The 23,827-nt window shown below is 66.5% G+C and carries 17 protein-coding genes; 10 read left to right on the forward strand and 7 right to left on the reverse strand.

Annotation, left to right across the window (positions count from 1 at the left end; translation table 11 throughout):
* Window positions 1–906, forward strand: a complete 906-nt coding sequence (locus CXR42_RS10295) for a ParB/RepB/Spo0J family partition protein (protein WP_103257453.1) — start codon at window positions 1–3, stop codon at window positions 904–906.
* Here the strand turns inward: CXR42_RS10295 and hemW are convergent.
* From hemW to rph, 3 genes are read right to left on the reverse strand one after another with little or no spacing between them, the layout of a single operon-like run.
* Window positions 903–2,075, reverse strand: coding sequence for a radical SAM family heme chaperone HemW (hemW, locus tag CXR42_RS10300; RefSeq protein WP_103257454.1), 1,173 nt, complete (start codon window positions 2,073–2,075; stop codon window positions 903–905). The two genes, CXR42_RS10295 and hemW, sit on opposite strands and share 4 nt — an antisense overlap.
* Window positions 2,075–2,680: an RdgB/HAM1 family non-canonical purine NTP pyrophosphatase gene (gene rdgB, locus CXR42_RS10305; protein ID WP_103257455.1), complete on the reverse strand. Its 606-nt coding sequence runs from the start codon at window positions 2,678–2,680 to the stop codon at window positions 2,075–2,077. The genes hemW and rdgB overlap by 1 nt, the downstream gene beginning before the upstream one ends.
* Before the next feature lies 1 nt (window position 2,681).
* Window positions 2,682–3,398: a ribonuclease PH gene (gene rph, locus CXR42_RS10310; RefSeq protein ID WP_103257456.1), complete on the reverse strand. Its 717-nt coding sequence runs from the start codon at window positions 3,396–3,398 to the stop codon at window positions 2,682–2,684.
* 73 nt (window positions 3,399–3,471) lie between these two features.
* On the opposite strand from rph, the gene hrcA reads away from it, so the two are divergent.
* Window positions 3,472–4,542 carry a heat-inducible transcriptional repressor HrcA gene (gene hrcA / locus CXR42_RS10315; protein ID WP_103257457.1) on the forward strand — a complete coding sequence of 357 codons (1,071 nt, stop codon included), beginning with the start codon at window positions 3,472–3,474 and terminating at the stop codon, window positions 4,540–4,542.
* 15 nt (window positions 4,543–4,557) lie between these two features.
* A complete protein-coding gene (locus CXR42_RS10320) occupies window positions 4,558–5,088 on the forward strand; it encodes a nucleotide exchange factor GrpE (RefSeq protein WP_103257458.1) in 531 nt (176 codons plus the stop codon).
* Window positions 5,089–5,113: 25 nt separating this feature from the next.
* Here CXR42_RS10320 and mutS read toward each other — a convergent pair whose 3' ends face one another.
* Complete coding sequence (gene mutS / locus CXR42_RS10325) at window positions 5,114–7,732, reverse strand: DNA mismatch repair protein MutS (protein ID WP_245875410.1); 2,619 nt, start codon at window positions 7,730–7,732, stop codon at window positions 5,114–5,116.
* A 307-nt stretch (window positions 7,733–8,039) separates the two neighbouring features.
* On the opposite strand from mutS, the gene CXR42_RS10330 reads away from it, so the two are divergent.
* From CXR42_RS10330 to CXR42_RS10360, 7 genes are all read left to right on the forward strand, one after another.
* Window positions 8,040–11,738 carry a beta strand repeat-containing protein gene (locus tag CXR42_RS10330; protein ID WP_180996023.1) on the forward strand — a complete coding sequence of 1,233 codons (3,699 nt, stop codon included), beginning with the start codon at window positions 8,040–8,042 and terminating at the stop codon, window positions 11,736–11,738.
* Window positions 11,739–11,841: 103 nt separating this feature from the next.
* A complete protein-coding gene (tssK, locus tag CXR42_RS10335) occupies window positions 11,842–13,173 on the forward strand; it encodes a type VI secretion system baseplate subunit TssK (RefSeq protein ID WP_103257460.1) in 1,332 nt (443 codons plus the stop codon).
* 1 nt (window position 13,174) lies between these two features.
* On the forward strand, window positions 13,175–14,905 hold the full coding sequence (icmH, locus tag CXR42_RS10340; RefSeq protein WP_103257461.1) for a type IVB secretion system protein IcmH/DotU: 1,731 nt from the start codon (window positions 13,175–13,177) through the stop codon (window positions 14,903–14,905).
* Window positions 14,902–18,510, forward strand: coding sequence for a type VI secretion system membrane subunit TssM (tssM, locus tag CXR42_RS10345; protein ID WP_103257462.1), 3,609 nt, complete (start codon window positions 14,902–14,904; stop codon window positions 18,508–18,510). Before icmH ends, tssM begins: the two co-directional genes overlap by 4 nt.
* A gap of 6 nt (window positions 18,511–18,516) precedes the next feature.
* Window positions 18,517–19,161 (forward strand): type VI secretion system-associated protein TagF, encoded by a 645-nt coding sequence (tagF, locus tag CXR42_RS10350; protein WP_103257463.1) that lies wholly within the window; start codon window positions 18,517–18,519, stop codon window positions 19,159–19,161.
* Window positions 19,154–19,936: a PP2C family protein-serine/threonine phosphatase gene (locus CXR42_RS10355; protein ID WP_103257746.1), complete on the forward strand. Its 783-nt coding sequence runs from the start codon at window positions 19,154–19,156 to the stop codon at window positions 19,934–19,936. Before tagF ends, CXR42_RS10355 begins: the two co-directional genes overlap by 8 nt.
* Window positions 19,933–21,915: a serine/threonine protein kinase gene (locus tag CXR42_RS10360; protein ID WP_103257464.1), complete on the forward strand. Its 1,983-nt coding sequence runs from the start codon at window positions 19,933–19,935 to the stop codon at window positions 21,913–21,915. The genes CXR42_RS10355 and CXR42_RS10360 overlap by 4 nt, the downstream gene beginning before the upstream one ends.
* A 3-nt stretch (window positions 21,916–21,918) precedes the next feature.
* Here CXR42_RS10360 and CXR42_RS10365 read toward each other — a convergent pair whose 3' ends face one another.
* Genes CXR42_RS10365 through CXR42_RS10375 form a run of 3 tightly spaced genes read right to left on the reverse strand, consistent with a single transcriptional unit; the run spans window position 21,919 to window position 23,826 of the window.
* A complete protein-coding gene (locus CXR42_RS10365; RefSeq protein ID WP_103257465.1) occupies window positions 21,919–22,980 on the reverse strand; it encodes a hypothetical protein in 1,062 nt (353 codons plus the stop codon).
* On the reverse strand, window positions 22,977–23,375 hold the full coding sequence (locus CXR42_RS10370; protein ID WP_103257466.1) for a biopolymer transporter ExbD: 399 nt from the start codon (window positions 23,373–23,375) through the stop codon (window positions 22,977–22,979). The genes CXR42_RS10365 and CXR42_RS10370 overlap by 4 nt, the downstream gene beginning before the upstream one ends.
* Before the next feature lies 1 nt (window position 23,376).
* Window positions 23,377–23,826, reverse strand: coding sequence for an ExbD/TolR family protein (locus CXR42_RS10375; RefSeq protein ID WP_103257467.1), 450 nt, complete (start codon window positions 23,824–23,826; stop codon window positions 23,377–23,379).
* Window position 23,827: the final 1 nt, after the last annotated feature.

A 23,827-nucleotide genomic window follows, 5' to 3' on the forward strand; every position in this document is an offset into this window, starting at 1 on the left:
ATGACAAAGAACGAAAGACGTGGCCTTGGCCGTGGCTTGTCTGCACTGATGGCTGACGTGCATTTGGCCGGGCCCGAGCAGATGGCAGCCCCGCGCAAGGCAGAGCTGCACCTTCCGGTGGAAAAACTTGAGCCAAACCCGCAGCAACCGCGGTTGGATTTCAAGCAGGACGAACTGGAAAGCCTGGCCGATTCGATTCGCCAGAAGGGCGTCATCCAGCCGCTGATCGTACGGCGGAAACCGGGCCGTGACGCATATGAGATCGTCGCCGGCGAACGGCGGTGGCGGGCGGCGCAACTTGCGCAACTGCACGAAGTTCCCGTTGTGGTTCGAGAGCTTAGCGACACCGAAGTCCTTGAAGTCGCAATCATCGAGAACATTCAGCGCGCGGACCTGAATGCCATCGAAGAAGCCCTCGGTTTCCGGCAGCTGATGACCCGATTCGGCCATACGCAGGAAAAGCTCGCCGAGGCGCTGAGCAGAAGCCGGAGCCATGTCGCGAATCTGTTGCGGCTTTTGACCTTGCCGAGCGATGTGCAAGACTTGGTGCGCGACGGCAAGCTGTCGGCAGGGCACGCACGCGCACTGATTGGAAGCCCGAAAGCGTCGGAACTGGCCGCGCAGATCGTGGCCAAAGGGCTGTCGGTCCGCGAGGTCGAGAAGCTGATGAAGGCGGAAGCTGCCCCCAAGGCGGCCCCGAAAACCCCAACGAACTCGTCTGAAAAGGACGCCGACACCCGCGCGCTGGAGGCCGATCTTTCCGCCAATCTGCAGATGCAGGTGAAGATCGACCACGTCCCGGGGCAGGACGCAGGGCAGATCTCCATCCGGTATAATAGCCTGGAAGACCTCGATATGCTGTGTCAGATTCTGTCGCAGGCACCAGATCGGGTGGCGCGGGACTAATTCGCGCTGTGACGGCCGGCCAGCAGGGCGCGCAGGATGCCATTCAGCATCATGACGCCGCTGTCGGTCGTCTGGATACGGTCGTCATCGCGGGTAAGCAGGCCGAGCGCGATGACCTCCTCCAAAGCAGCTGGCGGCAACGGAGTGCCAGCCAGCGCGGCGTAGCGGTCCAGCGAGGCACCCTCTTTCAGGCGCAGGGCGAACATCAGGTACTCGCTGGCACGATCCTCGCCAGACAGGCGCTCACTGCGTTCGGCAGAACCGGGGGCGGCGAGTGTGCGATCCAGCCAAGCAGCCGGCATACGCTCCGACTCGGTGGCGAATCGGGACGAATCGAGGGTGAGTCGCCCGTGGGCACCGGGGCCGATCCCTGCGTAATCGCCCATCCGCCAATATATCAGGTTGTGGCGTGACTCGTCGCCAGGGCGGGCGTGATTCGAGACCTCGTAGGCAGGAAGGCCAGCACCTCGGGTGATCTCTTGCGTCAGTTCGAACATGTCGGCCGACAGGTCTTCTTCAGGCAGGCCGCGCAACAGGTTCTTGGCGTGCATCTGGCCAAAGACGGTGCCGTCCTCGATGGTCAGCTGGTAAAGCGAAAGGTGCGACGTGCCAAAGTCCAGCGCGCGGTGAAGTTCGTCGCGCCAGGCGTCCAGGGTCTGGTTCTGGCGGGCGTAGATCAGGTCGATCGAGACGCGCTGAAAGGTGGACTGGGCAACAGCAATCGCTTTTGCAGCCTCGTCCACCGTGTGCATCCGGCCCAGGCGGCGAAGGTCGTCGGGATCAAGCGACTGAATTCCAAGAGAGACCCGATTGACGCCCGCCTTGGCATAGCCTTCGAACCGGGCCGCCTCGACCGAACCGGGGTTCGCTTCCAGCGTGATCTCGATGTCGTTCGCAAGGGTCCAGGTCGCGCGGACGCGGTCAAGGATGCCCTGGACGGTTGCGGCCTCCATCAGGGAGGGCGTGCCGCCGCCGAAAAAGATGGTGTTCAGGACGCGGCCCTGGGTCAGTGCGCCAATGCGGTCGATTTCGGACTGGAACGCTTGCAGCCAGCGGGACTGGTCCACCTGCGCGGCGACGTGGCTGTTGAAATCGCAATAGGGGCATTTCGACTGGCAGAAGGGCCAGTGCAGATAGAGGCCGAAGCCTGCGTGACGCCAGTCGTCCATCAGGGGAAGCAGGCCGCGACCAGCTTGGCGAAGGCGTCCGCGCGGTGGGAAAGGCGATTTTTCTCCCAGCGGTCCATCTCGCCGAAAGTCTGGGTAAAGCCGTCGGGCATGAAGATCGGGTCAAAGCCGTGGCCCTGTTCGCCGCGGCCCGGCCAGACAAGGCGGCCGGAGGACTTGCCTTCAAAAACAAGGTCTTGGCCGTCAGGTGCCGCAAGAACCAGGGTGCAGCAGAACTGGGCGGTACGGGGTTCCGGGGCTTTCGCCACCTCAAGCTCGCGCCAGACGCGCTCCATTCCGACGGCGAAGTCGCGGCCTTTTGCGGTGGTGGCCCAGTCGGCGGTGAATACACCGGGCGCTCCGCCCAAGGCGTCGACGGCGAGGCCGGAGTCGTCGGCCAAGGCCACCAGACCGGAAGCCTTGGCGGCTGCGTGGGCCTTCAGGCGGGCGTTGCCGACAAAGGTGGTCTCGGTTTCCTCAGGCTCGGGGAGGCCGAGGTCACCCGCGCCGACAACCGTCACGTCGAAGGGTGCCAGAAGATCGGCGATCTCTTCCAGCTTGCCACGGTTGTGCGTGGCGACCAGCAGGCGATCCCCGCGCTTCAGCATGTTACAGCCCCAGCGCCGCCCGCTGCGCCGCCACCAGCGCCGCGTTACCCTGACGCGCAAGGTCCAGGAGATGCAGAAGTTCGTCCTGGCTGAAGGCGGACCCTTCGGCGGACATCTGCACCTCGATCAGCTTGCCGGCGCCGGTCATCACGAAGTTGCCGTCGGTCCCGGCCGAGGAGTCCTCGATATAATCCAGGTCCAGCACCGGCTGCCCGGCATAAACGCCGCAGGACACGGCCGAGACGTGGTCCATGATCGGGTCCGACACGATCACGCCCGAGGTCAGCAGCTTGTTCACCGCCAGCCGCAGCGCGACCCAGCCGCCGGTGATCGAGGCGCAGCGGGTGCCGCCGTCGGCCTGTATCACGTCGCAGTCGACGACGATCTGGCGTTCGCCCAGGGCCTGCCGATCCACGCCCGCGCGCAGCGAGCGACCGATAAGCCGCTGAATTTCTTGCGTACGGCCCGATTGCTTGCCCGCCGCCGCCTCACGCCGCGTGCGCGAGTTCGTCGCGCGGGGCAACATCCCGTATTCCGCCGTCACCCAGCCCTGGCCGGTGTTCTTCAGGAACGGGGGGGCCTTGTCCTCGATCGTGGCGGAACACAGGACATGGGTTTCGCCCATCTTGATCAGGCACGACCCTTCGGCATGCTTCATCACGTTGGTTTCGATTGAAACCGCCCGTAGATCGCTTAATTTTCTGCCTGACGGGCGCATTGCTGGACCTTTCGCTGGAATGCGGCCACATATGCAACCACAGGCACCGGATGCAAGGCCGATTGCTGAACCCATGACGACCCCACAACCCATCCTGACAGACATGAACGACCGCACGCGCGAGGTGTTTCGCCGCGTGGTCGAGGGCTATCTGACCTCGGGCGAGCCGGTGGGTTCGCGGACGTTGACGCGCACGTTGTCCGAAAAGGTCTCGGCCGCGACGGTGCGGAATGTCATGCAAGACCTGGAATATCTTGGTCTGCTGGACAGCCCGCATATCTCGGCCGGGCGGGTGCCGACCCAGATGGGATTGCGCATGTTCGTCGACAGCCTGCTGGAAGTGGGCCAGGTCGCGCCCGAGGATCAGGAGAAGATCGACGCCACCCTGGGCGTGAACGACCCCGACGTGACGACATTGCTGGATGAAGTGGGCGCGGCGCTGTCGGTCATCACCCGGGGGGCCAGCGTGGTGCTGGCACCCAAGCGCGAAGCGGCGATCCGGCATATCGAGTTTGTCAGCCTGGCTGCTGACCGGGCGCTGGTGGTGCTGGTCTTTGCCGACGGGCAGGTGGAAAACCGGGTTTTCGCGCCGCCACCCGGGCAGACGCCATCCTCGATGCGCGAGGCGGCGAATTTCCTGAACGCATTGGCCGAAGGGCGGACGCTGTCCGAGTTACGGGCCAACATCGTTTCGGAAATCGCCAAGCGGCGGCAGGAAATCGATTCGCTGGCGCGCGAGATGGTCGAAAGCGGCTTTGCCCTGTGGGAAAACGCGGGCGAGCCGTCCGAGCGTCTGATCGTGCGGGGCCGGTCGAACCTGATCGGCGAAGCGGCGGATCAGTCCGAGATCGACCGCATCCGCAGCCTGTTCGACGATCTGGAGCGTAAGCGGGACATTGCCGAATTCCTGAACCTTACCGAGGCCGGTGAGGGTGTGCGCATTTTTATCGGCTCCGAGAACAAGCTTTTCTCACTTTCCGGTTCAAGTCTGGTGGTTTCTCCCTATATGAACGCTGATCGAAAGATCATCGGCGCGGTGGGCGTGATCGGACCGACCCGGCTGAACTATGGCCGTATCGTTCCGATCGTCGACTACACCGCCCAGCTGGTGGGCCGCCTGGTCAGTGACCGCGGCAAAGGCTGAAGAAGGGCGAGACGAATGTCGCAGGAAGAAACCACCTCGCCGCAGGTGGAGCTGGAAGAGTTTGAAACCCAGAACGCTGGTGAACTTGAGGCCCTGCGGGCCGAGCGCGACGAGTTGCGCGACAAGTTCATGCGCGTGCTGGCCGACGCTGAGAATTCGCGCAAGCGGGCCGAGCGGGATCGCAAAGAGGCCGAGATGTACGGTGGGACGCGGTTGGCGCGCGACCTGTTGCCGGTCTACGACAACCTCAACCGGGCGATCCAGGCGATCCCGGAGGAAAGCCGCGCGACTTCCGCGGCGCTGATCGAGGGCGTCGAGCTGACGCTGCGCGAGCTGACCAATGTGATGACGAAGCATGGCATCACGATGATCTCGCCCGCCGTGGGCGACCAGTTCGACCCCCAACTGCATCAGGCGATGTTCGAGGCCCCGCTACCGGGCACGAAGGCCGGCCAGATCATTCAGGTGGCAACCGAGGGCTTCATGTTGTTCGACCGCCTGCTGCGCCCGGCGCAGGTTGGGGTGTCGTCGAATACGGCTGGGTGAGGGCAAGGTGGGCGGATCGCCCACCCTACGCCAGACCCTTGATTTCATAGATCAGTTTCAGGGCCTCCATCGGGGTAAGTTCGTCCGGGTGGATGTCCTTCAGGCGTTCCTCCACCGCTGAGGCCTTTTGCTTCGGCGGCGGCGGTGGTTGTGGCGCGGCCCGGAACAGCGGCAGGTCGTCGATCAGCGTGGCCTGCTTGCCACCCTCGCGGTCGCCCTTCTCCAGCGTATCCAGCACGACTTTCGCCCGTTCGATGACACTGTGGGGCAGGCCCGCCAGCCGCGCAACTTGCACCCCATAGCTGCGGTCGGCGGCGCCTTCGCGGACTTCGTGCAGGAAGATGACCTCGCCTTCCCATTCCTTTACGGTGACGGTGGCGTTCTTGACGCCGGACAACTTGCCCGCCAGCGCGGTCATCTCGTGGTAATGCGTGGCGAACAGCGCGCGGGAGCGGTTGACCTCATGCAGGTGTTCCAGCGTGGCCCAGGCGATGGAAAGGCCGTCGTAAGTGGCTGTGCCGCGACCGATTTCGTCCAGGATCACTAGCGCGCGGTCGTCGGCCTGATTCAGGATCGCGGCCGTCTCGACCATCTCCACCATGAAGGTCGACCGTCCCCTTGCAAGGTCGTCCGAGGCGCCGACCCGGCTGAAAAGCTGCGAGACAAGGCCGATGCGGGCTTCGGTGGCGGGCACATGGCTGCCTGCCTGGGCAAGAAGAGCGATCAGGGCATTCTGTCTTAGGAATGTGGATTTGCCGGCCATGTTGGGGCCGGTCAGAAGCCAGACGGCAGGGGTGTCCTTGTCGGTAAGCGCGCAGTCGTTGGCGACGAAAGGCTGGCCTTGCTGGCGCAGCGCGCGCTCGACAACGGGATGCCTGCCCCCGGTGATCTGGAAGGCGCGGCTGTCGTCCACGACGGGGGCGCACCAATCTTCCTCGGCCGAAAGGTCGGCGAAGGCGGCGGCCAGGTCGATCTCGGCCAACGCGCGGGCCGCCACGGCGATGGGCGCAGAGGCGTCGAGGATCTGAGTTTTCAGACTGGAATAGTGGCGCTTTTCGATCTCCAACGCGTGGTTGGCCGAGTTCAGGATTCTCGTTTCCAGGTCGGAAAGGGCAAGGGTGGTGAAGCGAACCTGTCCGGCGGTGGTCTGGCGGTGGATGAAAAGCTCGGGCATGGCGCGCATGCGGTCTTCGTGGGTCGTGGTGGTCTCGATGAAGTAGCCCAGCACGTTGTTGTGCTTGATCTTCAGCGAGGCGACGCCCGTAGTCTCGATGTACTCGGCCTGCATCCGACCGATCACGCCGCGGCCTTCGTCGCGCAGGGCACGGGTGTCGTCGAGTTCGGGGTCATAGCCGGCAGCGATGTAGCCGCCGTCGCGGGTCAGGAGTGGCGGTTCGGTTACAAGGGCGTGGGTCAGGAGTTGGACGAGTTGGTCGTGACCGACGAGGACTTGCGCAGCTTCGGCCAGCAGGGGCGGGGCGTTGGTGAGGAGTTGGGCTATGCGGCCTGCCTGCTCCAGCCCGGCGCGGATGGCGGTCATGTCGCGGGGGCCGTCGCGGTCGAGGGCCAGGCGCGAGAGGGCGCGGTCGATGTCGGGGACGCGGCGGAGGGATTCGCGGAGTTGGTTGCGGAGGCTGGGGGCTTCCAGCAGGTAGTCGAGGGCGGCTTGTCTTGCGTGGATGGTGTGAAGGTCAAGGGAAGGGGAGGAGAGGCGGCGTTCCAGAAGGCGGGCGCCGCCGGCGGTGACGGTGCGGTCGATGGCGGCGAGGAGAGAGCCTTCGCGGCCTCCCGACAGGGCTTGGGTCAGTTCGAGGTTGCGGCGGGTTGCGGCGTCGATCTGCATCGTGCCGCCTGCGGGTTCCTTCACGGGTGGCCGGAGAAGCGGCATCTTTCCGCGCTGGGTGAGGTGTAGGTAGTCGACCAGCGCGCCCATCGCGGAGATTTCGGCCCGGTCGAAACTGCCGAAGGCGTCGAGGGAGGCGACGTGGAAGAGGTCGCAGAGGCGTTTCTCGGCGTTGGCGGAGTCGAAGCTGCCACGGCTGAGGGGGGTGAAGGACAGGCCGGGTTCGAGGGCGGCGGTGATCTCGGTTTCGCGGGCCTCCGACAGGAGGAGCTCGCGCGGGGCGATGCGGGCGAGGTCGGGGCCAAGGCGGGTGAGAGAGGAGGGCATCACCCGGAATTCGCCGGTCGAGATGTCGGCCCAGGCGAGGGCGGCCTGGTCGCGGACCTCTGAATAGGCGGCGAGGAAGTTGTGGCGGCGGGCTTCGAGGAGGGAATCCTCGGTCAGCGTGCCGGGGGTGACGAGGCGGACGACGTCGCGCTTGACGACGGATTTGGAGCCGCGCTTCTTCGCCTCGGCGGGGTCTTCCAGTTGTTCGGCGATGGCGACGCGGAAACCCTTGCGGATCAGGGTGAGGAGGTAGCCCTCGGCCGAATGGACTGGGACGCCGCACATGGCGATGGGCTCGCCCAGGTGGAAGCCGCGCTTCGTGAGGGCGATGTCGAGGGCTGCCGCCGCCGCCACGGCGTCGTCGAAGAACATCTCGTAGAAGTCGCCCATCCGGTAGAAAAGAAGGGCACCGGGGTTCTGGGCCTTGATTTCCAGATACTGCGCCATCATCGGCGTGACGGTGTCTTCGGTCACTTCTTTCCCCCTGGTGTGGGGCGAGACTACCGGTTGAGCGGCCGGTGGGAAAGGGGGATGTCCACGGTGGACAAGAGCGGAATACACAATAACATCAATTAGTTGATCGTGGGCGTTAAGGATTTGGCAACAAATGCCTTGCGCCGCCTCCCACGCGAAGCCGCCCCGCCGCTGCCGCATTCGCGTCCAGCGTGGATCATGTCACAGTAATGGAAAGCGGCGGTGATCCGCTCATCTATTGATTGATCCGATCCGGCCATTCAGGCAGATAGATCATTGGGTGTGCATGTCCGGGTGGAGAAGTATTATGGCTGGAAAGCTTCAAAGGCTGGATGGGGCGACTTCGCGCCTGGGTTTGTTGCTGCTGAGTTCGGCTTTGGCAACCCTGCCCGTCGCCGCGGTGGCGCAGATCGTCTGGGACGCGGATGACCCAAGCACTGCGGCCGTCAACAACGAGGACGGCAACTGGAACAACAGCTCGGCGGTTTGGCGCGACAACAGCGGCGCGACGGATTTCGATCCGGGCGATGATGTCGAATTCCGCGAAGGTGCCGGGCCGGCCGACATTACCGTAACCGTCACCGAGAACGTGGCGCCCAGGTCCATCAGTTTCATTGGCGATGCCGGGTTTGATACCGCGTTCACCATCGCGTCGGGCGGCGGCGAGATCCTGTCAACCGAGGGCGTAAACGCCGGCGGCGGTATCCGGATCGTTGACATCAACATGGGCGATGCGGCTACCATCACTGCCGGCCTGAACGGGCGGTTCGATGTGCTTGGCACGGAAACCCTGACCCTGGGCGGCAACAGCCCGAACCTTGTCGAGCTGCAGGTGCAAAGCGACCTGCAGCTGGTCATTGCGTCCGGCGCCAATATCGGCGGCCTGGTCGACATGAACTTCGGCGACCTGGAGATCAACGGGGCGGTCAATAACGTCGAGACAAGCTCGACCACGACAGTCCTGCTGAACTCGAGTGGCGAAATCGAGGGCACCCTGGAAAATCTGGGGGTGGCCACGCTGAACGGCACTGTCGCTGCGATCATCAACGAACGCGAAGCTGCCCTTTTTGGCACGGTTGACCTGGGCGCGACCGGCAGCGTGACGGGCACTTTCGAGAACTTTGGCGTCGCCACCATCGCGGGCGACGTGGGGCAGTTGATCAACCGCGCGCCCGGCATCGTGACCTTTGACGGGTCGATGGAAATCGGTTCGGGCGGGTTCGAGAACCTTGGAACGGCGACGATCCTGACCGGCGTGACGGTGACCGGGACTGGCCTGACGAACGTGGCTGGCGGCAGCCTGACGATTGATGCCGGCGGCACGCTGGACGGCGATGTCGATGTCGGCACGGCAGGCACGCTGAACGTCAACGGCGATCTGACGGGCGACCTGGAAACCAGCGGAACCACCTCGGTCACGGGGACGGTGACCGGCGCGACCACGGTGCTGGATGGCACGACCACGGTCACGGCGACCGGCCTTCTGGATGGCAATGTCGAAGTTGGGGCAAATGGTGATCTGGACATCCTGGACGATGGCCAGGTGACCGGCGATCTTGAGACCAGCGGGACCGTCGACGTGGCGGGCACGGTGACCGGCGCGACCACGGTGCTGGACGGCACGACCACGGTCGCGGCGACCGGCCTTCTGGATGGCAATGTCGAGGTCGGTGAGGATGGCGCCCTGGATATCCTGGCGCTTGGCCAGGTGACCGGCGATCTTGAGACCAGCGGAACCGTCGACGTGGCGGGCACGGTGACTGGCGCGACCACAGTTCTGGACGGCACGACCACGGTGGCGGGGACCGGCCTTCTGGACGGCAACGTCGTGGTCGGCGAGAACGGCGAGTTGGATATCCTGGCGCTTGGCCAGGTGACCGGCGATCTTGAGACCAGCGGGACCGTCGACGTGGCGGGCACGGTGACCGGCGTGACCACGGTGCTGGACGGCACGACCACGGTGGAGACGACCGGTCTTCTGGACGGCAATGTCGAGGTCGGCGAGGACGGAACCCTGAACATCGACGGGACCGTCACCGGGAATCTGAACTCGGCCGGGGAGGTCGATGTGGATGGCAGCCTGACGGGCGCGGTCACGGTCACGGACGGCACCCTGACGATCCGCGCGACGCGCGTTGTGACCGGGAATGTGGAGGTCACGGGCGGGACTGTCACCGTGACGGGCCAGGTCGACGGCAACGTCGAGACTGGTGAGGACGGCACGCTGGAGATGACGGGGTCGATCACCGGCATCCTGACCAACGCGGGCACCGCGGATATTGCAGGCACCCTTGGGGCGTTGACCAACACCGCAACCGGCGAAGTGGATATCGAGGGCGCGACGACCTCGGGATATATCCAGAACTCTGGCGATCTGGACGTGGAGGCGGGGATCACGCTGACGGCCTCGGCCGGGATGCTGAACCAGGGCACCGTCGATATCGCCGCGGGCGGGGTGATCGCCGGTGGGATCACGAACACCAATTCTGGCACCATCACGATGGCGTCGGGCAGCAGCAACACCGGGGGAATGACGAACGCCGGGTTGCTGGAGGTGAACGGAGCCGTCTCGATCGAGGGGCTGAACTCCTCGGGCACGATCGACATGGCGAACGACACCGCGGGGGATGTGCTGACCATAAGCGGCACGGCGGCGCTGAGCGGCGCCATCCTGCTGGACGTCGACCTGAGCGGCACCACCACGGCGGCAGACCTGGTGGCGGTATCTTCGGCCGCGTCGGGAAATGTGGTGCTGTCGTTCACCAATACCGGGGACAGCTTCGGGAACCTGGCCGGCCCGATCACGGTGATGACCTTCGATCCTGCCAGTTCGCTGACGGCCTCGGCCCAGGGTCTGGTCGGGGTGGGCGCGGTGTCCTACCGGCTGGATTTCGGCACGGCAGGGCAGGTCAACGTGAACACCTTTGCCAACCCTGGCGTCGGCGCGCTGGCGGGGTCGGTGACGCTGACCCAGTCGCTGATCGGATCGGTGATCAACCGGCCGTCCAGTCCGTTTGTCACCGGGCTTGCCGGCGAGTCGGACAAGGCATGCCGTCCGGGCGTCTGGGCCCGGGTGCTGGGCGGGAAGGCAGATGCCAACGGCACGACCCAGACGGTCGACAGCGGTGGCACCGCGCTGACCTATGACAGCCTGATCAGTGCCTCGTACTCGGGCATCCAGCTGGGTGGGGACCTGTCCTGCTTCGAGGGCCGCTTCGCCGGCTGGGACATGAGCTTTGGCGGCATCCTTGGCGTGAACACCGGGGACACGGTGCAACCCGTTTTCGCCATCGATCCGAACAGCGGCGCCGCACTGTCGGACATCGTGGTGTCGAACAACTCGACTGATTTCCGGCAGACCTATGCCGGGGTCTATCTGTCGGCGGTGAAGGACCGGCTGCTGTTCGACCTGCAATACCGGCTTGAGCGCACCGACTTTGACCTTGCGAACGACGGCACCGGCAACGAGCGTATCGGCATCCTGGACCAGACGTTCAAAAGCAGTGGCCAGACGCTGAGCGGGTCGATGAGCTATGTGTTCTCGCTGAACGAGGAGCGCGGGATCAACCTGGTTCCGACGCTGGGCTTCGCGATCACCAAGACCGAGACGGACCCCGTGGCCTTTGACGAGGGTGGGCGGCTGGAGATCGACGATTCGACGACCGAGGTCGGGTTCGTGGGTGCGACGTTGTCGATGTCGCGCATCCTGCCCAGCGGGAATGCGGCGCTGACCTATTTCGCGACGGGCACCTACTACAAGGACTTCGCCGATCCGGTGCGGTCGGTCTATTACGACAGCCCGGCAGCGGTCACCGGGGCCGAAAGCTTTTCGTCCAACCTGGGCGCCTATAGCGAGGCTTCGCTGGGCGTGAGCTATACGCAGATCCTGGCGCCGGGCGCGATTCTGGATGCCAAGCAACTGAACGCCTCGGCGCGGATCGACGGGCGGTTTGGCGATACGCTGGACAGCTGGGGTATCACCGCGCAGATGCGGCTGCAGTTCTGAGATCCCTACCCGGGGACAGCCTTGACCTGTCCCCGGCAAGCGACCAAGATTGCCGCCAGCGCGCCCTTGCGCTCGATTTAACGAAAACAAGGTGTTAGGCCGAATGTCTTGGTTCAGCAAAGTGGCTTGGAAAGAGGGCTTGTTCCTTCAGCCGCAGCACCTGCAGCAATCTGACCGCTATCTGGAGAATTTGATCCGGGCGCGCACTGCGGTGATGACGCCCTATCCCTGGGGTCTGATCGAGTTGAAGATCGACCGCGACCTGGCCCAGCAGGGCCGGCTGGGGCTGCGCTCGGCCGTGGGGATCATGCCGGACGGGATGCCGTTCGATGCCCCCAATTCGGACAGTTTGCCCACCCCGATCGCGGTGCCCGAGGATGCGGCGGGCATGACGGTCTGGCTGACGCTGCCAGATGCGGCGATGAACGGGCAGGATGTCGGTGGGTCGGGCGGAACTTCGGCCGGGACGCGCTATTGGATCAACACCGAGACGGTGGCCGACAACGCCTCGTCCACGCGGGTGGAGCAGACGATCGAGATCGCAGTGCCCCGGCTGGAACTGTCGCTGCGCAAGACGCCGCGCGCCGGCCACCAGAACCTGCCGCTGGCCCGGATCAGCGAAGTGCGCGACGGCGTGGTGTCCTTTGACGAAACCGTGCCACCGACCGGGTTGGTCCTGAGCGTTCACCCCGCCTACGAGGGGTATCTGACCCGCGTCATCGGCTGGATCGAGGCCAAGCTGGGCACGCTGGCGCGCTTTGCGTCGGACCCGACCTCGGGCGGGGGGATGCAGGCGTCGGACTATCTGATGCTTATGACGCTGAACCGCAACCTGCCGGTGCTGCGGCATCTGAACGCCTCGGGCCGGGTGCATCCCGAACGGTTGTACCAGCACCTGATCGCGCTGGCCGGGGAACTTGCGACCTTTGACCAGGGCGACCGGCTGGTGCCCGAATACGGACCATACGACCACGACACCGCGCGTGAGGTCTTTACCCCCGTGGTGCAGGACATCCAGCGCCTGCTGGCGCGCGACGTGGGCCGCGCGGTCCGGCTGCCGCTGAACGAGGTGCGGCCGGGGTCGTTTGCGGCGCTGGTCAACGACCGGAACCTGTTCGCGCAGGCGACCTTTGTGGTCGAGGTGTCGTCCGGCCTGCCGCTGACGCAGGTGCAAAGCCAGTTCCCGATGCTGTGCAAGGTCGGCCCTTCGACCCGGATGAAGGAAATCATCAACAACAACCTTCCCGGCGTGCCGCTGGTCCACCTGCCCAACCCACCGCGACAGATCCGGGTGGTGGCGCGCAACGTCTATTTCCTGTTCGACAAGTCGAGCGATCTGTGGCGCGAGTTTTCGGTGGCGCCGGCGATCGGTATGCATTTCGCGGGCAGTTGGCCCGACCTGAAGCTGGAACTCTGGGCCATACCGGAGCAGTAAAATGAGCGGCGACGACGACGAACGCACGGTCTTTGGGCAGAAGCTTCCCACTCCGGGAGAGCCGCCCGCACGTCCGCCTATTCCCCCGCAGCCCGGATATGTTCCGCCGCCGGGTTACGCCGCGCCGCCGCCGGGTTATGCGCCACCGCCGCCCCCCGGCTATGCCCCGCCCCCACCTGGGTACGCGCCCCCGCCCGGCTATGCCCCGCCGCAGCCGCCCGGTGCCGGACGCGCCGCGCCGGTGCAGCAGCCCTCGCCCTATCACGAGGACACCTGGCTGGGCGGGGCGCTGAACCCGTTCGGGCAGCAGCCGCCCCCGGCCGCGCCGCCGATGCCGCAAGCGCCGCAATACGGCCAGCAGCCGATCTATCAGCCGCAGCACGCGCCGCAGGGGGCGAACATGTTCCCCGAAGTGCCGCGCGATGCCCCCGCGCCGTCGCGTCCGGTGATGCCGCGCATCTCGCTTCAGGACGCCATGCGCGGCACGGGCCTTGGGGCGGGCGGGTCGTCGAACATCCTGGTTGCGGCGGCGTCGAACCTGCTGATCCTGCTGGGCCGCTTGCGCACCGGGCTGGTCGACATGCAGGCCGGCCCGCTGATGGAGCATGTGACGCGCGAGATCGACCTGTACGAGCGCAACCTGCTGCAAGCCGGCGTGCATCCGATGGAAGCGTCGGATGCCAAATATGCCTTGGCCGCGACGGCGGATGATATCGTGCAGAACCTGCCCGGCGCGGATCGTGGCAGTTGGCTGCAATATTCGATGGTCGCCCGCTTTTTTGGCGAGCGGGACTCGGGCGTGGGCTTTTTCCGCAAGATGGATCAGGCGATGCAGGCGCCGGGCCAGCGGTTCAACACGCTGGAACTGATGCTGGCCTGCCTGTCGCTGGGGTTCGAGGGGCAGTATCGCACCGCGCGCAACGGTCCGGTGGAGTTGGCGCGCATCCGCACCGCGATCTACGAAACTCTGCGCCGGGTGCGGCCGCGGCCGGATGACGATATCTCGGTCGACTGGACGCCGATGCCGCTGGGGCAGAAGCGGCGCTATGGCGGCGTGCCGATCTGGGCGATTGCCGGGGTTGGGGCCGGGCTGGTGGTGGCGCTGTTCGCCACCCTGTCCACGCTGATCCACAAGCAGGGCGCCGAGGTGCAGGCGCGCATTCTGGCGCTGCATGACGGGCTGCCCGCGATCAGCATCGAACGTTCAGCTCCGGTGGTCGAGGCGTATGTCGCCCCCGCCAGCGGCCAGTTGGAGCGAATCCGCGAGCGGTTGGCGGGCCAGATCGAAAGCGGGCAGGTCGTGGTGGACCAGACCAACGAATTCATCTTCGTCCGGGTGGGCGATGCCTTGCAGTTCGGGTCGGGCAGCGCCGATCTGGAGAACGACTTTGCCCCGCTGGCGACCGAGATTGGCCGCGCGCTGGAGCCGGAGCCGGGCCCGATCCGGGTGGTGGGGTATACCGACAGCGTGCCTTTGTCCGGGCGGGGTCGCTACAAGACGAACGAGGACCTGTCGCTGGCGCGGGCCGAGACGGTGTCCGGCATCCTGGCTGGGTTCCTGGCGGATCCGGCCCGTCTGGAGGTCGAGGGGTTGGGTCCGCAAAGCCCGGTGGCGGACAACGGCACGCCGGAAGGGCGGGCGCTGAACCGGCGGGTCGAGGTGATGATCCGGCGCGAGGGGGTGGCGGTGACCGACCCTGATGCCGCGCCGGAAGCGGAGGCAGGGGAATGAGGATCTTCGGCCTGTTCGATTTCTCGCCACGTCGGCTGTGGCGCTATCGCGTGTTCCGCTGGACCGTGCTGGTGGGCGCGATTGCCGCGCTGCTGGCGGCGGTGTGGTTCGGCTTCCCGATGACCGGGATCGCCCTGATGGCCGAGGTCTGGCTTCGCGCCACGGTGATCGGCGTGATCCTGGCGCTGATCCTGATCCCGATGCTGGTCCGCTGGCTGCGCCGCCGCAGTGCCGCGCGCAAGCTGGAGGAAAGCCTGATCCCCGAGCCGGTCGGCGACGGCAAGGTCATCGCCGAACGGATGCAAGAGGCGCTGGGCAAGCTGAAGAAGTCGGGCGGCAAGACCTACCTGTACGATCTGCCCTGGTACATCATCATCGGCCCGCCTGGCGCGGGCAAGACCACGGCGCTGCGCAATTCGGGGATCGAGTTCCCGGGGTCCGAGGCTTTGGCCAATGGCACCGACGGGTTCGGCGGCACGCGCAACTGCGACTGGTGGTTTGCGGAAGATGCGGTGCTGATCGACACGGCGGGGCGCTACACGACGCAGGACAGCGACGGAACGGCGGACAAGGCCAGCTGGACCGCGTTCCTGGAGACGCTGAAGCGCGGCCGTCCGAACCAGCCGATCAACGGGGTGATCCTGTCCTTCTCGGTCGCGGACATGATGGGCCATGATGCGGTGGCGCTGGAACGCCATGCCCAGACCGTGCGGGCGCGACTGTCGGAAATCCATGATGTCCTGAAGATCGACTTTCCGGTCTATGTGCTGTTCACCAAGGCTGACCTGATCGCCGGCTTCCGCGAGTACTTCAGTTCCTTCAACGTCAGCCGCCGCAAGGCGGTCTGGGGCGTGACTTTCCAGACCCGCGACCGCGCGGCCCCCACGCATACCCAGGTCGAGGCCGAGTTCGACAAGCTGGTCAGCCGCCTGTCGGACGAAGTTGTGGACCGGATGAGCGAGGAGCCGGACAGCGTCAGCCGCATCTCGATCTTCGGGCTGCCCAGCCAGATGGCGCTGCTGCGGGCCGATATCGGGGAATTCCTGCGCAAGGTGTTCGAACCCACGCGCTACAAGACAAATGCGATCCTGCGCGGGTTCTATTTCACCTCGGGCACGCAGGAAGGCACGCCGATTGACCAGGTGCTGGGGGCGATGGCCCGCAATTCCGAGGAGGGTATGGCGTTTCAGCCCGCGTTCCTGTCGGGCAAGGGTAAAAGCTATTTCCTGCATGACCTGCTGAAGAAGGTGATCTTCGAGGAAAGCGACTGGGTCTCGCACGATGCCAAGGCGGTGCGGCGGACGGCGGTGCTGCGGACGCTGGCGACCTCGCTGATCGTCTTGTTGACGCTGGGCGCGATGGGCGGCCTGGGGTGGAGCTTCTGGCGCAACGCCACGTTGGCGCGGGCGGCGGATGCTGATGCGCTGGCCTACTTCGGCCAGGCGCAGGACGAAATCCGGCGCGAGGTGGTGGCCGACACCGAATTCTCGCCCGTGCTGCCGCATCTGGACGCGATCCGGGCGATGACCACGGGTTACGGCGATCCGCTGCGCCCCGATCTGACCGAAGGGCTGGGCCTGGGCCAATATGCGCGGCTGAACAATGCATCGCAGCGGGCCTATTCGGACGCGCTGGAGCGGATGATGCGGCCCCGGCTGATCCTGCATCTGGAAAATGCGATCCCGCAGCTGATCGCCGACGACGACACCTCGGGCGTTTATCGGGCGTTGAAGGTGTATATCCTTCTGGGCGGCCAGCAAGAGGGCACGCCGGACGATGCGGCGGTGGCCAGCTACTTCTCGGAGGTCTGGGCGGGCGACTTCGCATCGGCCGGGCAGCTGGACGAACGCGACGCGCTAGAGGCGCATCTGACGGCCATGCTGGAACTGGACGACGCCAGGACGCCCACCCTGGCGATCGACCCCGAGATCGTGCGGACCGCGCGGGAAGAGATCGTGAACCTGCCGCTGGCCGAACAGGCCTATGCCTCGATCAAGGACCGGGCGTCGCTGTCGGGCATCCCCGATTTCAACCTGGTCGAGCGGGTGTCGGGCCAGGTGGACCAGGTGCTGACGACGAATGACGGCTCGGCCCTGACGGACCTGGGCGTGCCGGCGCTGTTCACCTTTGACGGCTATTGGCAGTATTTCCTGGAGGAGCTGACCCAGGCCCGCCAAAGGCTGGAGGCCGACCAGTGGGTGCTGGGCGATGCGGCCGAGCGGGTGGGCTATGACACCCAGCTTGCCGGGCTGGAACGCGAGTTGCACCGGCTGTATCAGCGCGATTTCGAGGCGGCCTGGTTCGGGATGCTGGACCGGGTGGCGATTGCCGCCGTGGCGAACGATGCGCCGAACTTTGACCGTCTGGCGATCCTCTCGTCGCCCGTCGCCTCGCCCGTGCTGGGGCTGGTGCAGGCGGTGGACGAGGAAACCCGGCTGACGCGCCTGTTCGAGGCGCTGGCCGACCTGACCCCGGAAGAGGCGGCGACGGGCGGTCTGGGCGACAAGCTGGCGGCGGTCGGCTTCCGTCAGGTCGAAGGGCAGTCTTCGGCCATGCAGCGGGTGATCCTGAACTGGGTGCGCGACAAGTCGAAGGTCCAAGACCGGTCTGGCGCGGCGGCCGAGGATTCGCAGGAACGGCAGGTCCAGCGTATCGCCGATGCGTTCGAGAACTGGCATCAGCTGCTGAGGGGCGAACCCGGTGCGCGGCCCATAGATGCGGTGCTGAAATCCATCGCCGATTTGCGCGACAACCGGCGGCTGGCGGCGACCTCGCCCACGCCGGCGGATGAGTCGATCCTGCAACAGCTGTTGTCGACGCTGACGCAGAACAACACCGCCCTGCCCAAGGCGCTGGCCACCCTGATGACCGAGACCGAGTCGCAGTTCCGTGCCGTGGCCGAGAACGCGACCCTGGCCGAGTTGAACCGCGCGCTAAACGAGGATGTCAGCCAGTATTGCGAGCAGTTCATCGCACCGCTGTATCCCTTTGGCGGCGGCCGGCATGTGGCGACCAACGTCTTTGGCGAATTCTTCGGGCCGGGCGGCCGGATGGACCGGTTCTATTCCACCCATCTGCAGCCCTATGTCACGCGGACCCCGGACGGTTTGCAGGCGGTCACCGGCAATTCCATCGGCGACCGGCTTTCGCCCGAGGCGCTGGCCCAGTTCGACCGGGCCGAGGCGATTCGGGCGGCCTTCTTCGCCTCGGGCAGCCCCGAGCCGACGGTGTCGATGTTCGTCACGCATGTCAGTTCCAGCCCGACGGTGGAGTTGGTGCATCTGTCGGTCAACGGCGCGATGATCCAGACGCGGCCGGGCGATGCGCCTGCCACGCTGATCTGGCCGGGCGAGGGGATCGGCGCCTCGATCGAGGTGTTCCCCGCGCTGCGCGGACGGGAGTCGCGGGTCGGAGTGAACTCGGGCCGTTGGGACATCGTGGAATTCCTGCGCGCCGGGCGGGCGCAGCGGTCGGGCAACTCGGTCACGGTGGGGTATGAGGTCGGGGGGCGGTCGATCAGCTATCGCTTCGACTTCGACAGCACGACGGTCCCGTTCCTGATGCCCGAGCTTTCCGAATTCGCCTGTCCGACAAGTCTGGACTAGCGCGCGATGACCGCCAGCCTTGGCATCCTCGGCAAGCATCCCGGCTTTGGCGATTTCCTGTCGCACGGGATCAGCGAGACGGCGCGGCAAGGGCTGGACGGCTGGCTGACCGCCTGTCTGCCGCCCCTGCGCGACCGGCTGGGCGAGGGGTGGGAGCCGTTCTGGGACAACGCGCCGGTGCTGCGGTTCTGGATCGGGCGCGCTTTGGCGGGGCGGACCCTGGTGGGCGTGCTGCGGCCCTGGCATGACCGGGTGGGCCGGCGGTTCCCGCTGATCCTGCTGGCGGAAGGCGCGGCGCTGGCGCCTCCGGTTCTGGAGGGGGATCAGGGGTTCCATGCGGCGCTGGAGGCGCATCTGGACCGGGTGGTGCCGGGCGAGGGCGCGCGGTCTTTGCTGGACGGGTTCGATCCGGCGCTGTTGCCGGCGGCCGAGACCGACGCGGACCTGGCCGAGGGGCCGACCGTCTGGGCGCAGCGCGGCGACGGCGACCTCGCGCGACTGTTGGCCGAGGCGGCGCCGGTGGACCACGCCCGCGCCGCGACGGGGCGGAGTTATTGGTGGATGGAAGGGCCGCGGGCGATCTGGCTGGCGCAGGCGGGAATGCCGGGGGCCGATGCGATGGGCTGGTTGTTGGGTGGCGGCGATGCATAGCAGCGAATTCTTCACCTATCTGACCGGCCAGGCCACCGATGTCGGCAAGGTGCGCTCGGTCAACGAGGATGCATTCCTTAGCCGCCCCGAAGCCGGGTTATGGGTGGTGGCGGATGGCATGGGCGGCCATGCGGCGGGGGACTTCGCGAGCGACAGGATCGTGCGCGAGTTGTATTCCATCGGGATGCCGGCCTCGGGCGCGGATTTCCAGGCGCGGTTCATGGAACGGCTGGGCCGGGCCAACAGCGCGATCCTGGAACATGCGCGGCACCTGGGCGTGGGGACGGTCGGCGCGACGATCGTGGCGCTGTTGATCGACGGGCAGGACTATGCCTGCATCTGGGCCGGGGACAGCCGGATCTACCTGTTGCGCGACGGGGTGCTGGCGCAGCAGACCCGCGACCACACCGAGGTGCAGGCCCTTCTGGACGCCGGCAGCGTGACGCCGGAACAGGCCGAGACCTGGGCGCGGAAGAACGTGATCACCCGCGCGGTGGGGGTGACCCGCACCCCGGAATGCGACGTGGTCGGCGGGCGGCTGAAGCTGGGCGACCGTTTTGTGCTGTGCTCGGACGGGTTGACGGGGCATATCTCCGATGCCGAGATTGCCGCAATCGTCGGCGCGCATGAACCGCAGGACGCCTGCGACCGGCTGATCGCCCTGACGCTGGAGCGGGGGGCAAAGGACAATGTGACGGTGATCGTGCTGCATTGCCTGCCGCCACCAGCCCGGCCGGACGAGGATATTGAGCCGGACCCGGAGATTCTGGAATGACCGGGGACAAGGACGCCACGCCCCCCACCGACGGCACCGAGGAGGAGCGGACACGCCTGGTGCTGTCGGAGGCGACGCCAACCGCCCCGCCCGCCGCGCCGGAACCGCTGCCGCCGGTCCCGGCCCCGCCCGTCGCGCGAGAGCCGAAGTCGGCGACGGTCGCGGTGGGCACACTGATCAACAACAACTATGTCGTGCGCGAGGTGCTGAAGGCCGGCGGCATGGGCGAGGTCTATCGCGGCGAGAACGTCTTTACCGGCGACCCGGTGGCAATCAAGGTCGTCCTGCAAGAGCTGGCCGAGGATCAGATGGTGGGCCAGATGTTCCTGCGCGAGGCGCGGACGCTGAGCCAGTTGTCGGATGAGGCGATCGTTCGCTACTACAACTTCGTCAAGGACCCCGGGATCGACCGTTACTGCCTGGTGATGGAGTTCATCGAGGGCGTGACCCTGGCCGATTATACCCATCGCAACGGCGGCCTCCCGCGCGAGGCGGGAATGGCGCTGCTGCGCCGGCTGGCGCGGGGGCTGGACAAGGCACATGCGCGCGGCGTGATCCACCGCGACCTGTCGCCAGATAACGTCATGCTGCCGAACGGGATCGTGGCCGATGCGCTGCTGATCGACTTTGGCATCGCCAAGTCGAACCTGCTGAAGGAAAGCACGATGGCCGGCCAGTTCGCCGGCAAGTTCAAGTATGTCTCGCCGGAGCAACTGGGCCATTTCGGCGGCGAGATCGGGCCGCAGACCGATATCTACGGCCTTGCCCTGCTGATGGCGGCTGCCCTGCGCGGCAAGCCCCTGGATATGGGGTCGTCGATTGTCGAGGCGGTGGATGCCCGGCGCGCGATCCCGGACCTGAGCAGCCTGCCCGATGCGTTCCGCCCGATCCTGTCCTGGATGCTGGAGCCGGACCCGGCCAACCGCGTGCATTCGATGGCCGAGGTGGTGCGTCTGCTGGACCGTCCGGCCGAGATCCCGGCGAAGTATCGCGCCGGTCTGGCGCATCCCGGCTCGCCCGCGGGCCTGTCGCTGCCCCCGGGCCAGTCGGCCGGGCTGTCATTGCCGCCCGGGGCGCCGGCCCGGCCGGGGACGGTGCCGCCGTTCCGGCCGGACCGGACCGGTCCGCCTGTGCGCACGGCTGCGCCGATCCCGGTGGAGACGGAAAGCCGAATGTCGCGCGGCGGGCCGCTTCTGGTGCTGCTGGGGGTGTTCGTCCTGGTGATGGGCGGCGCGCTGGGCTTTGCCTGGACGCAGGGCTTCTTCGACCCCGCCTCGCAGCTTGCCGCGCCAGTTGCCGGCGCAGGGGCGGAAGGTGAGGCTGCGGCGGCGGTCACGGACGATCCTGCGGCCTTTGTCGCGGCGATGGACCTGGGGCCCTGCACCCTGGCGTTGCAGGCAAAGTCCGGGACGGACGAGACGGTGTTGCAGGTTTTCTCGACCCAGACCGAGGATTTCGCCCGGATCGCGCTGGAGTATCAGCGCCAGTTCGGCCAGTCGCTGCGGGTGGATTCGTTCCTGATCGCGGAAGCCCAGTGTCCCGCCTTGGACTTTGCCCGCCGCTATCAGGCCGCAGACGGCGTGCAGATCGCCATGCTTGCCCCAAGGGTGGTCAGTGGCGAACCGATCGAAGGACGGGTCACCGTGCCCGAGGGTCAGGCGCTGTGGCTGGCCTTGGTCAGCCCGCGGGGCGGGGTCTACAAGCTGAACCAAAGCCTGTCGGGCGAGATTGCGCGTGAGCAAAGCTTCAGCTTCGGGCTGACGCTGGCCGATGGCAGCACCTCGGCCCCGCAACTGTTGCTGGCGGTGGCGACGCCGCAGCCGCTGGCCAATGCCGCCGCCGCCCGGGACGGGGCCGAAGCCGAGGCGCTGTTTCCGTTGGTGGCCGAGGAAATGGCGAAGGCAGGGGGCACGGTCAGTCTGGGTCAGGTCGAGTTGGTGGCAAGACCTGCAGAGCCGACGCCGGCCGCCGAACCCTGAGGGTCAGCGCACCTCGACCGTGGCGAGGGCGAGGAGGGCGTTTTCGGACAGGTCGGAGGGTAGTCCGGGAAAGACATCCTCGGCCAGTTGCCCGGCGCGATCCAGAAGCTGGGACGGCTGGCCGCGCGTGGCGAGTGCGATCAGGATCTGGCCGGTGGGACGCGGCGCGCCGTCGCGGGTGACGGGCACGTCGAACCGCGCAAGATTGCCCGAGAAGGACAGGAAGCGGTTCAGGTTCTGCACCACGCCGTTGTCGTCGACCAGAAGCAGCGTCAACTGCCGCCCGGCCGCCCCCCGCACAAAGCCGGTCATCCGCCCGCCTGACGTGACGGCGGTGGCGTCAAGGCTAAGGCCCAGACGGGTGGCCGGGTATTCGGCATGGGCACGCAGGAAGTCCAGCGCGGGGCACTGACGGGGGTCGATCAGGATGCGGCTGACCGTGGGTTGGCTGGTGGCGGTGCCAAGGAGTTGATCGCCATAGCCTGCCATCGCGCCCTGATCCGAAGCGACCAGGGCCAGACCCACGCCCACCTCGCCCTCGCGCCGCAGGACGGCGGCAAGGCAGGTGGGCGGTTGGGTGCCGCGAATTCGGTCGATCCAGTCGGCCAGGGCAAGGTCCTGTTCCGTCGCCGATGCCGGCGGTTCGGGCGCGGCGGCGACGCCGCCTGCACTGTCGGACGGACCGTCAGAGGGCAGGATCGGCCGCGCCTCCTCCTCGACCTGATTCGTCACGACCTCGGGTGCCAGCTCCTCGGCCGCGACGGGTTGGAGCGTTTCGGCCTCGGGTGTGGTGGCGGCAATGGTTTCGGGGGCAAGTTCGGCCGGCGTTTCGGCAACGGGGTCTTGCGGGTCGGGCAGCAGGTCCATCGGCTCCACCGGCTGCGAGTCGAGCGGGGCGAAGCTGATCATGAAGGGCGCGTTTTCGGGTGGCTCGGGCGGGGGGAGGAGAAAGCCGCCGAAGCCGCCCAGGATGCCGAAGGCCGCAGCACCGTGCAGCGCGACGGACAGGCCATAGGCGCTGGTCCAGCCGAAAACCGAAGCTTCGCCATAGGGCAGGATGCTCATGGTGCTTCCTGGCTGTTGGTGCGGACGGTGACCAGACGCAGTTCCAGATCGGCGAATTCGGGGCGCGACAGCAGGGTGACAAGGTCGCTGGCCGGCCGGTCGCGGGCGATCAGGACGTGCAGCCGCGTCGCGCCTTCAAGCGCCTGTGCCAGCCCCTCGGTTGGGATTGGCGTGCCGTCCAGTTCAAGCCCCTCCTCGCCAACCACCAAGAGGGGCTTCGGCAGGCTTTCGACCGGAAGCTCACTGGTTTCCGCCAGCTCCACCGCTGAAGGGGGGGCGTTCATCAACTGGCCGGTCGCAAGGAAGAACAGGATCAGGAGCAGGACGATGTTCACGATGAACAACGAGGTGTCGGGCTTGGGCCGGATTTCGGGTTCGGGGAGGAGTCGCCGCACCTTAGCCCCCCTCTGCCGCGATGCGGACCGAGCCGACGTTGGCCGCCTGCAAGGCGGACAGGACGGTGGCCACATCCTGCACCTGCGCGCTGCCGCGCACGATCAGGACGACATCGGCCGGTGCGGCCGGAGTTCCCAAAGCCTCGGCCAACGCGGGCAGCATGTCATAGGGAAAGCGCTGGCCGCTGATCAGAAGCTCGCCGCCTTCAATGGTCCAAAGCGCAAGTTCGGGCGGGGCGACGGCCGCGGCGGGAGAGGAACCGTCACCACCGCCATCGCCGGTGCCGCCTTCGGTCATCGCGGCGGCGGTCTTTAGCGTGATCAGCGAGAACGGCGTCATCCCGGACGACAGGATGAAGAAGATCAGCAACTGGAACATCGTGTCGGCAAATGCGGTAAAGCCGAAACGGTAGTTCGGTCGCCTTTCCCGGGGGAGATGGAAGGCCGCCATC

Origin of the sequence: Tabrizicola aquatica (assembly GCF_002900975.1) — a bacterium.
GTDB classification, from domain to species: Bacteria; Pseudomonadota; Alphaproteobacteria; order Rhodobacterales; family Rhodobacteraceae; genus Tabrizicola; species Tabrizicola aquatica.

Bases quoted from the DNA above. Each gene is read 5' to 3' on its own strand.
- CXR42_RS10295 (WP_103257453.1), top strand. From the start codon at position 1: ATGACAAAGAACGAAAGACGTGGCCTTGGCCGTGGCTTGTCTGCACTG.
- hemW (WP_103257454.1), bottom strand. From the start codon at position 2,075: ATGGACGACTGGCGTCACGCAGGCTTCGGCCTCTATCTGCACTGGCCC.
- rdgB (WP_103257455.1), bottom strand. From the start codon at position 2,680: ATGCTGAAGCGCGGGGATCGCCTGCTGGTCGCCACGCACAACCGTGGC.
- rph (WP_103257456.1), bottom strand. From the start codon at position 3,398: ATGCGCCCGTCAGGCAGAAAATTAAGCGATCTACGGGCGGTTTCAATC.
- hrcA (WP_103257457.1), top strand. From the start codon at position 3,472: ATGACGACCCCACAACCCATCCTGACAGACATGAACGACCGCACGCGC.
- CXR42_RS10320 (WP_103257458.1), top strand. From the start codon at position 4,558: ATGTCGCAGGAAGAAACCACCTCGCCGCAGGTGGAGCTGGAAGAGTTT.
- CXR42_RS10330 (WP_180996023.1), top strand. From the start codon at position 8,040: ATGGCTGGAAAGCTTCAAAGGCTGGATGGGGCGACTTCGCGCCTGGGT.
- tssK (WP_103257460.1), top strand. From the start codon at position 11,842: ATGTCTTGGTTCAGCAAAGTGGCTTGGAAAGAGGGCTTGTTCCTTCAG.
- icmH (WP_103257461.1), top strand. From the start codon at position 13,175: ATGAGCGGCGACGACGACGAACGCACGGTCTTTGGGCAGAAGCTTCCC.
- tssM (WP_103257462.1), top strand. From the start codon at position 14,902: ATGAGGATCTTCGGCCTGTTCGATTTCTCGCCACGTCGGCTGTGGCGC.
- tagF (WP_103257463.1), top strand. From the start codon at position 18,517: ATGACCGCCAGCCTTGGCATCCTCGGCAAGCATCCCGGCTTTGGCGAT.
- CXR42_RS10355 (WP_103257746.1), top strand. From the start codon at position 19,154: ATGCATAGCAGCGAATTCTTCACCTATCTGACCGGCCAGGCCACCGAT.
- CXR42_RS10360 (WP_103257464.1), top strand. From the start codon at position 19,933: ATGACCGGGGACAAGGACGCCACGCCCCCCACCGACGGCACCGAGGAG.
- CXR42_RS10365 (WP_103257465.1), bottom strand. From the start codon at position 22,980: ATGAGCATCCTGCCCTATGGCGAAGCTTCGGTTTTCGGCTGGACCAGC.
- CXR42_RS10375 (WP_103257467.1), bottom strand. From the start codon at position 23,826: ATGGCGGCCTTCCATCTCCCCCGGGAAAGGCGACCGAACTACCGTTTC.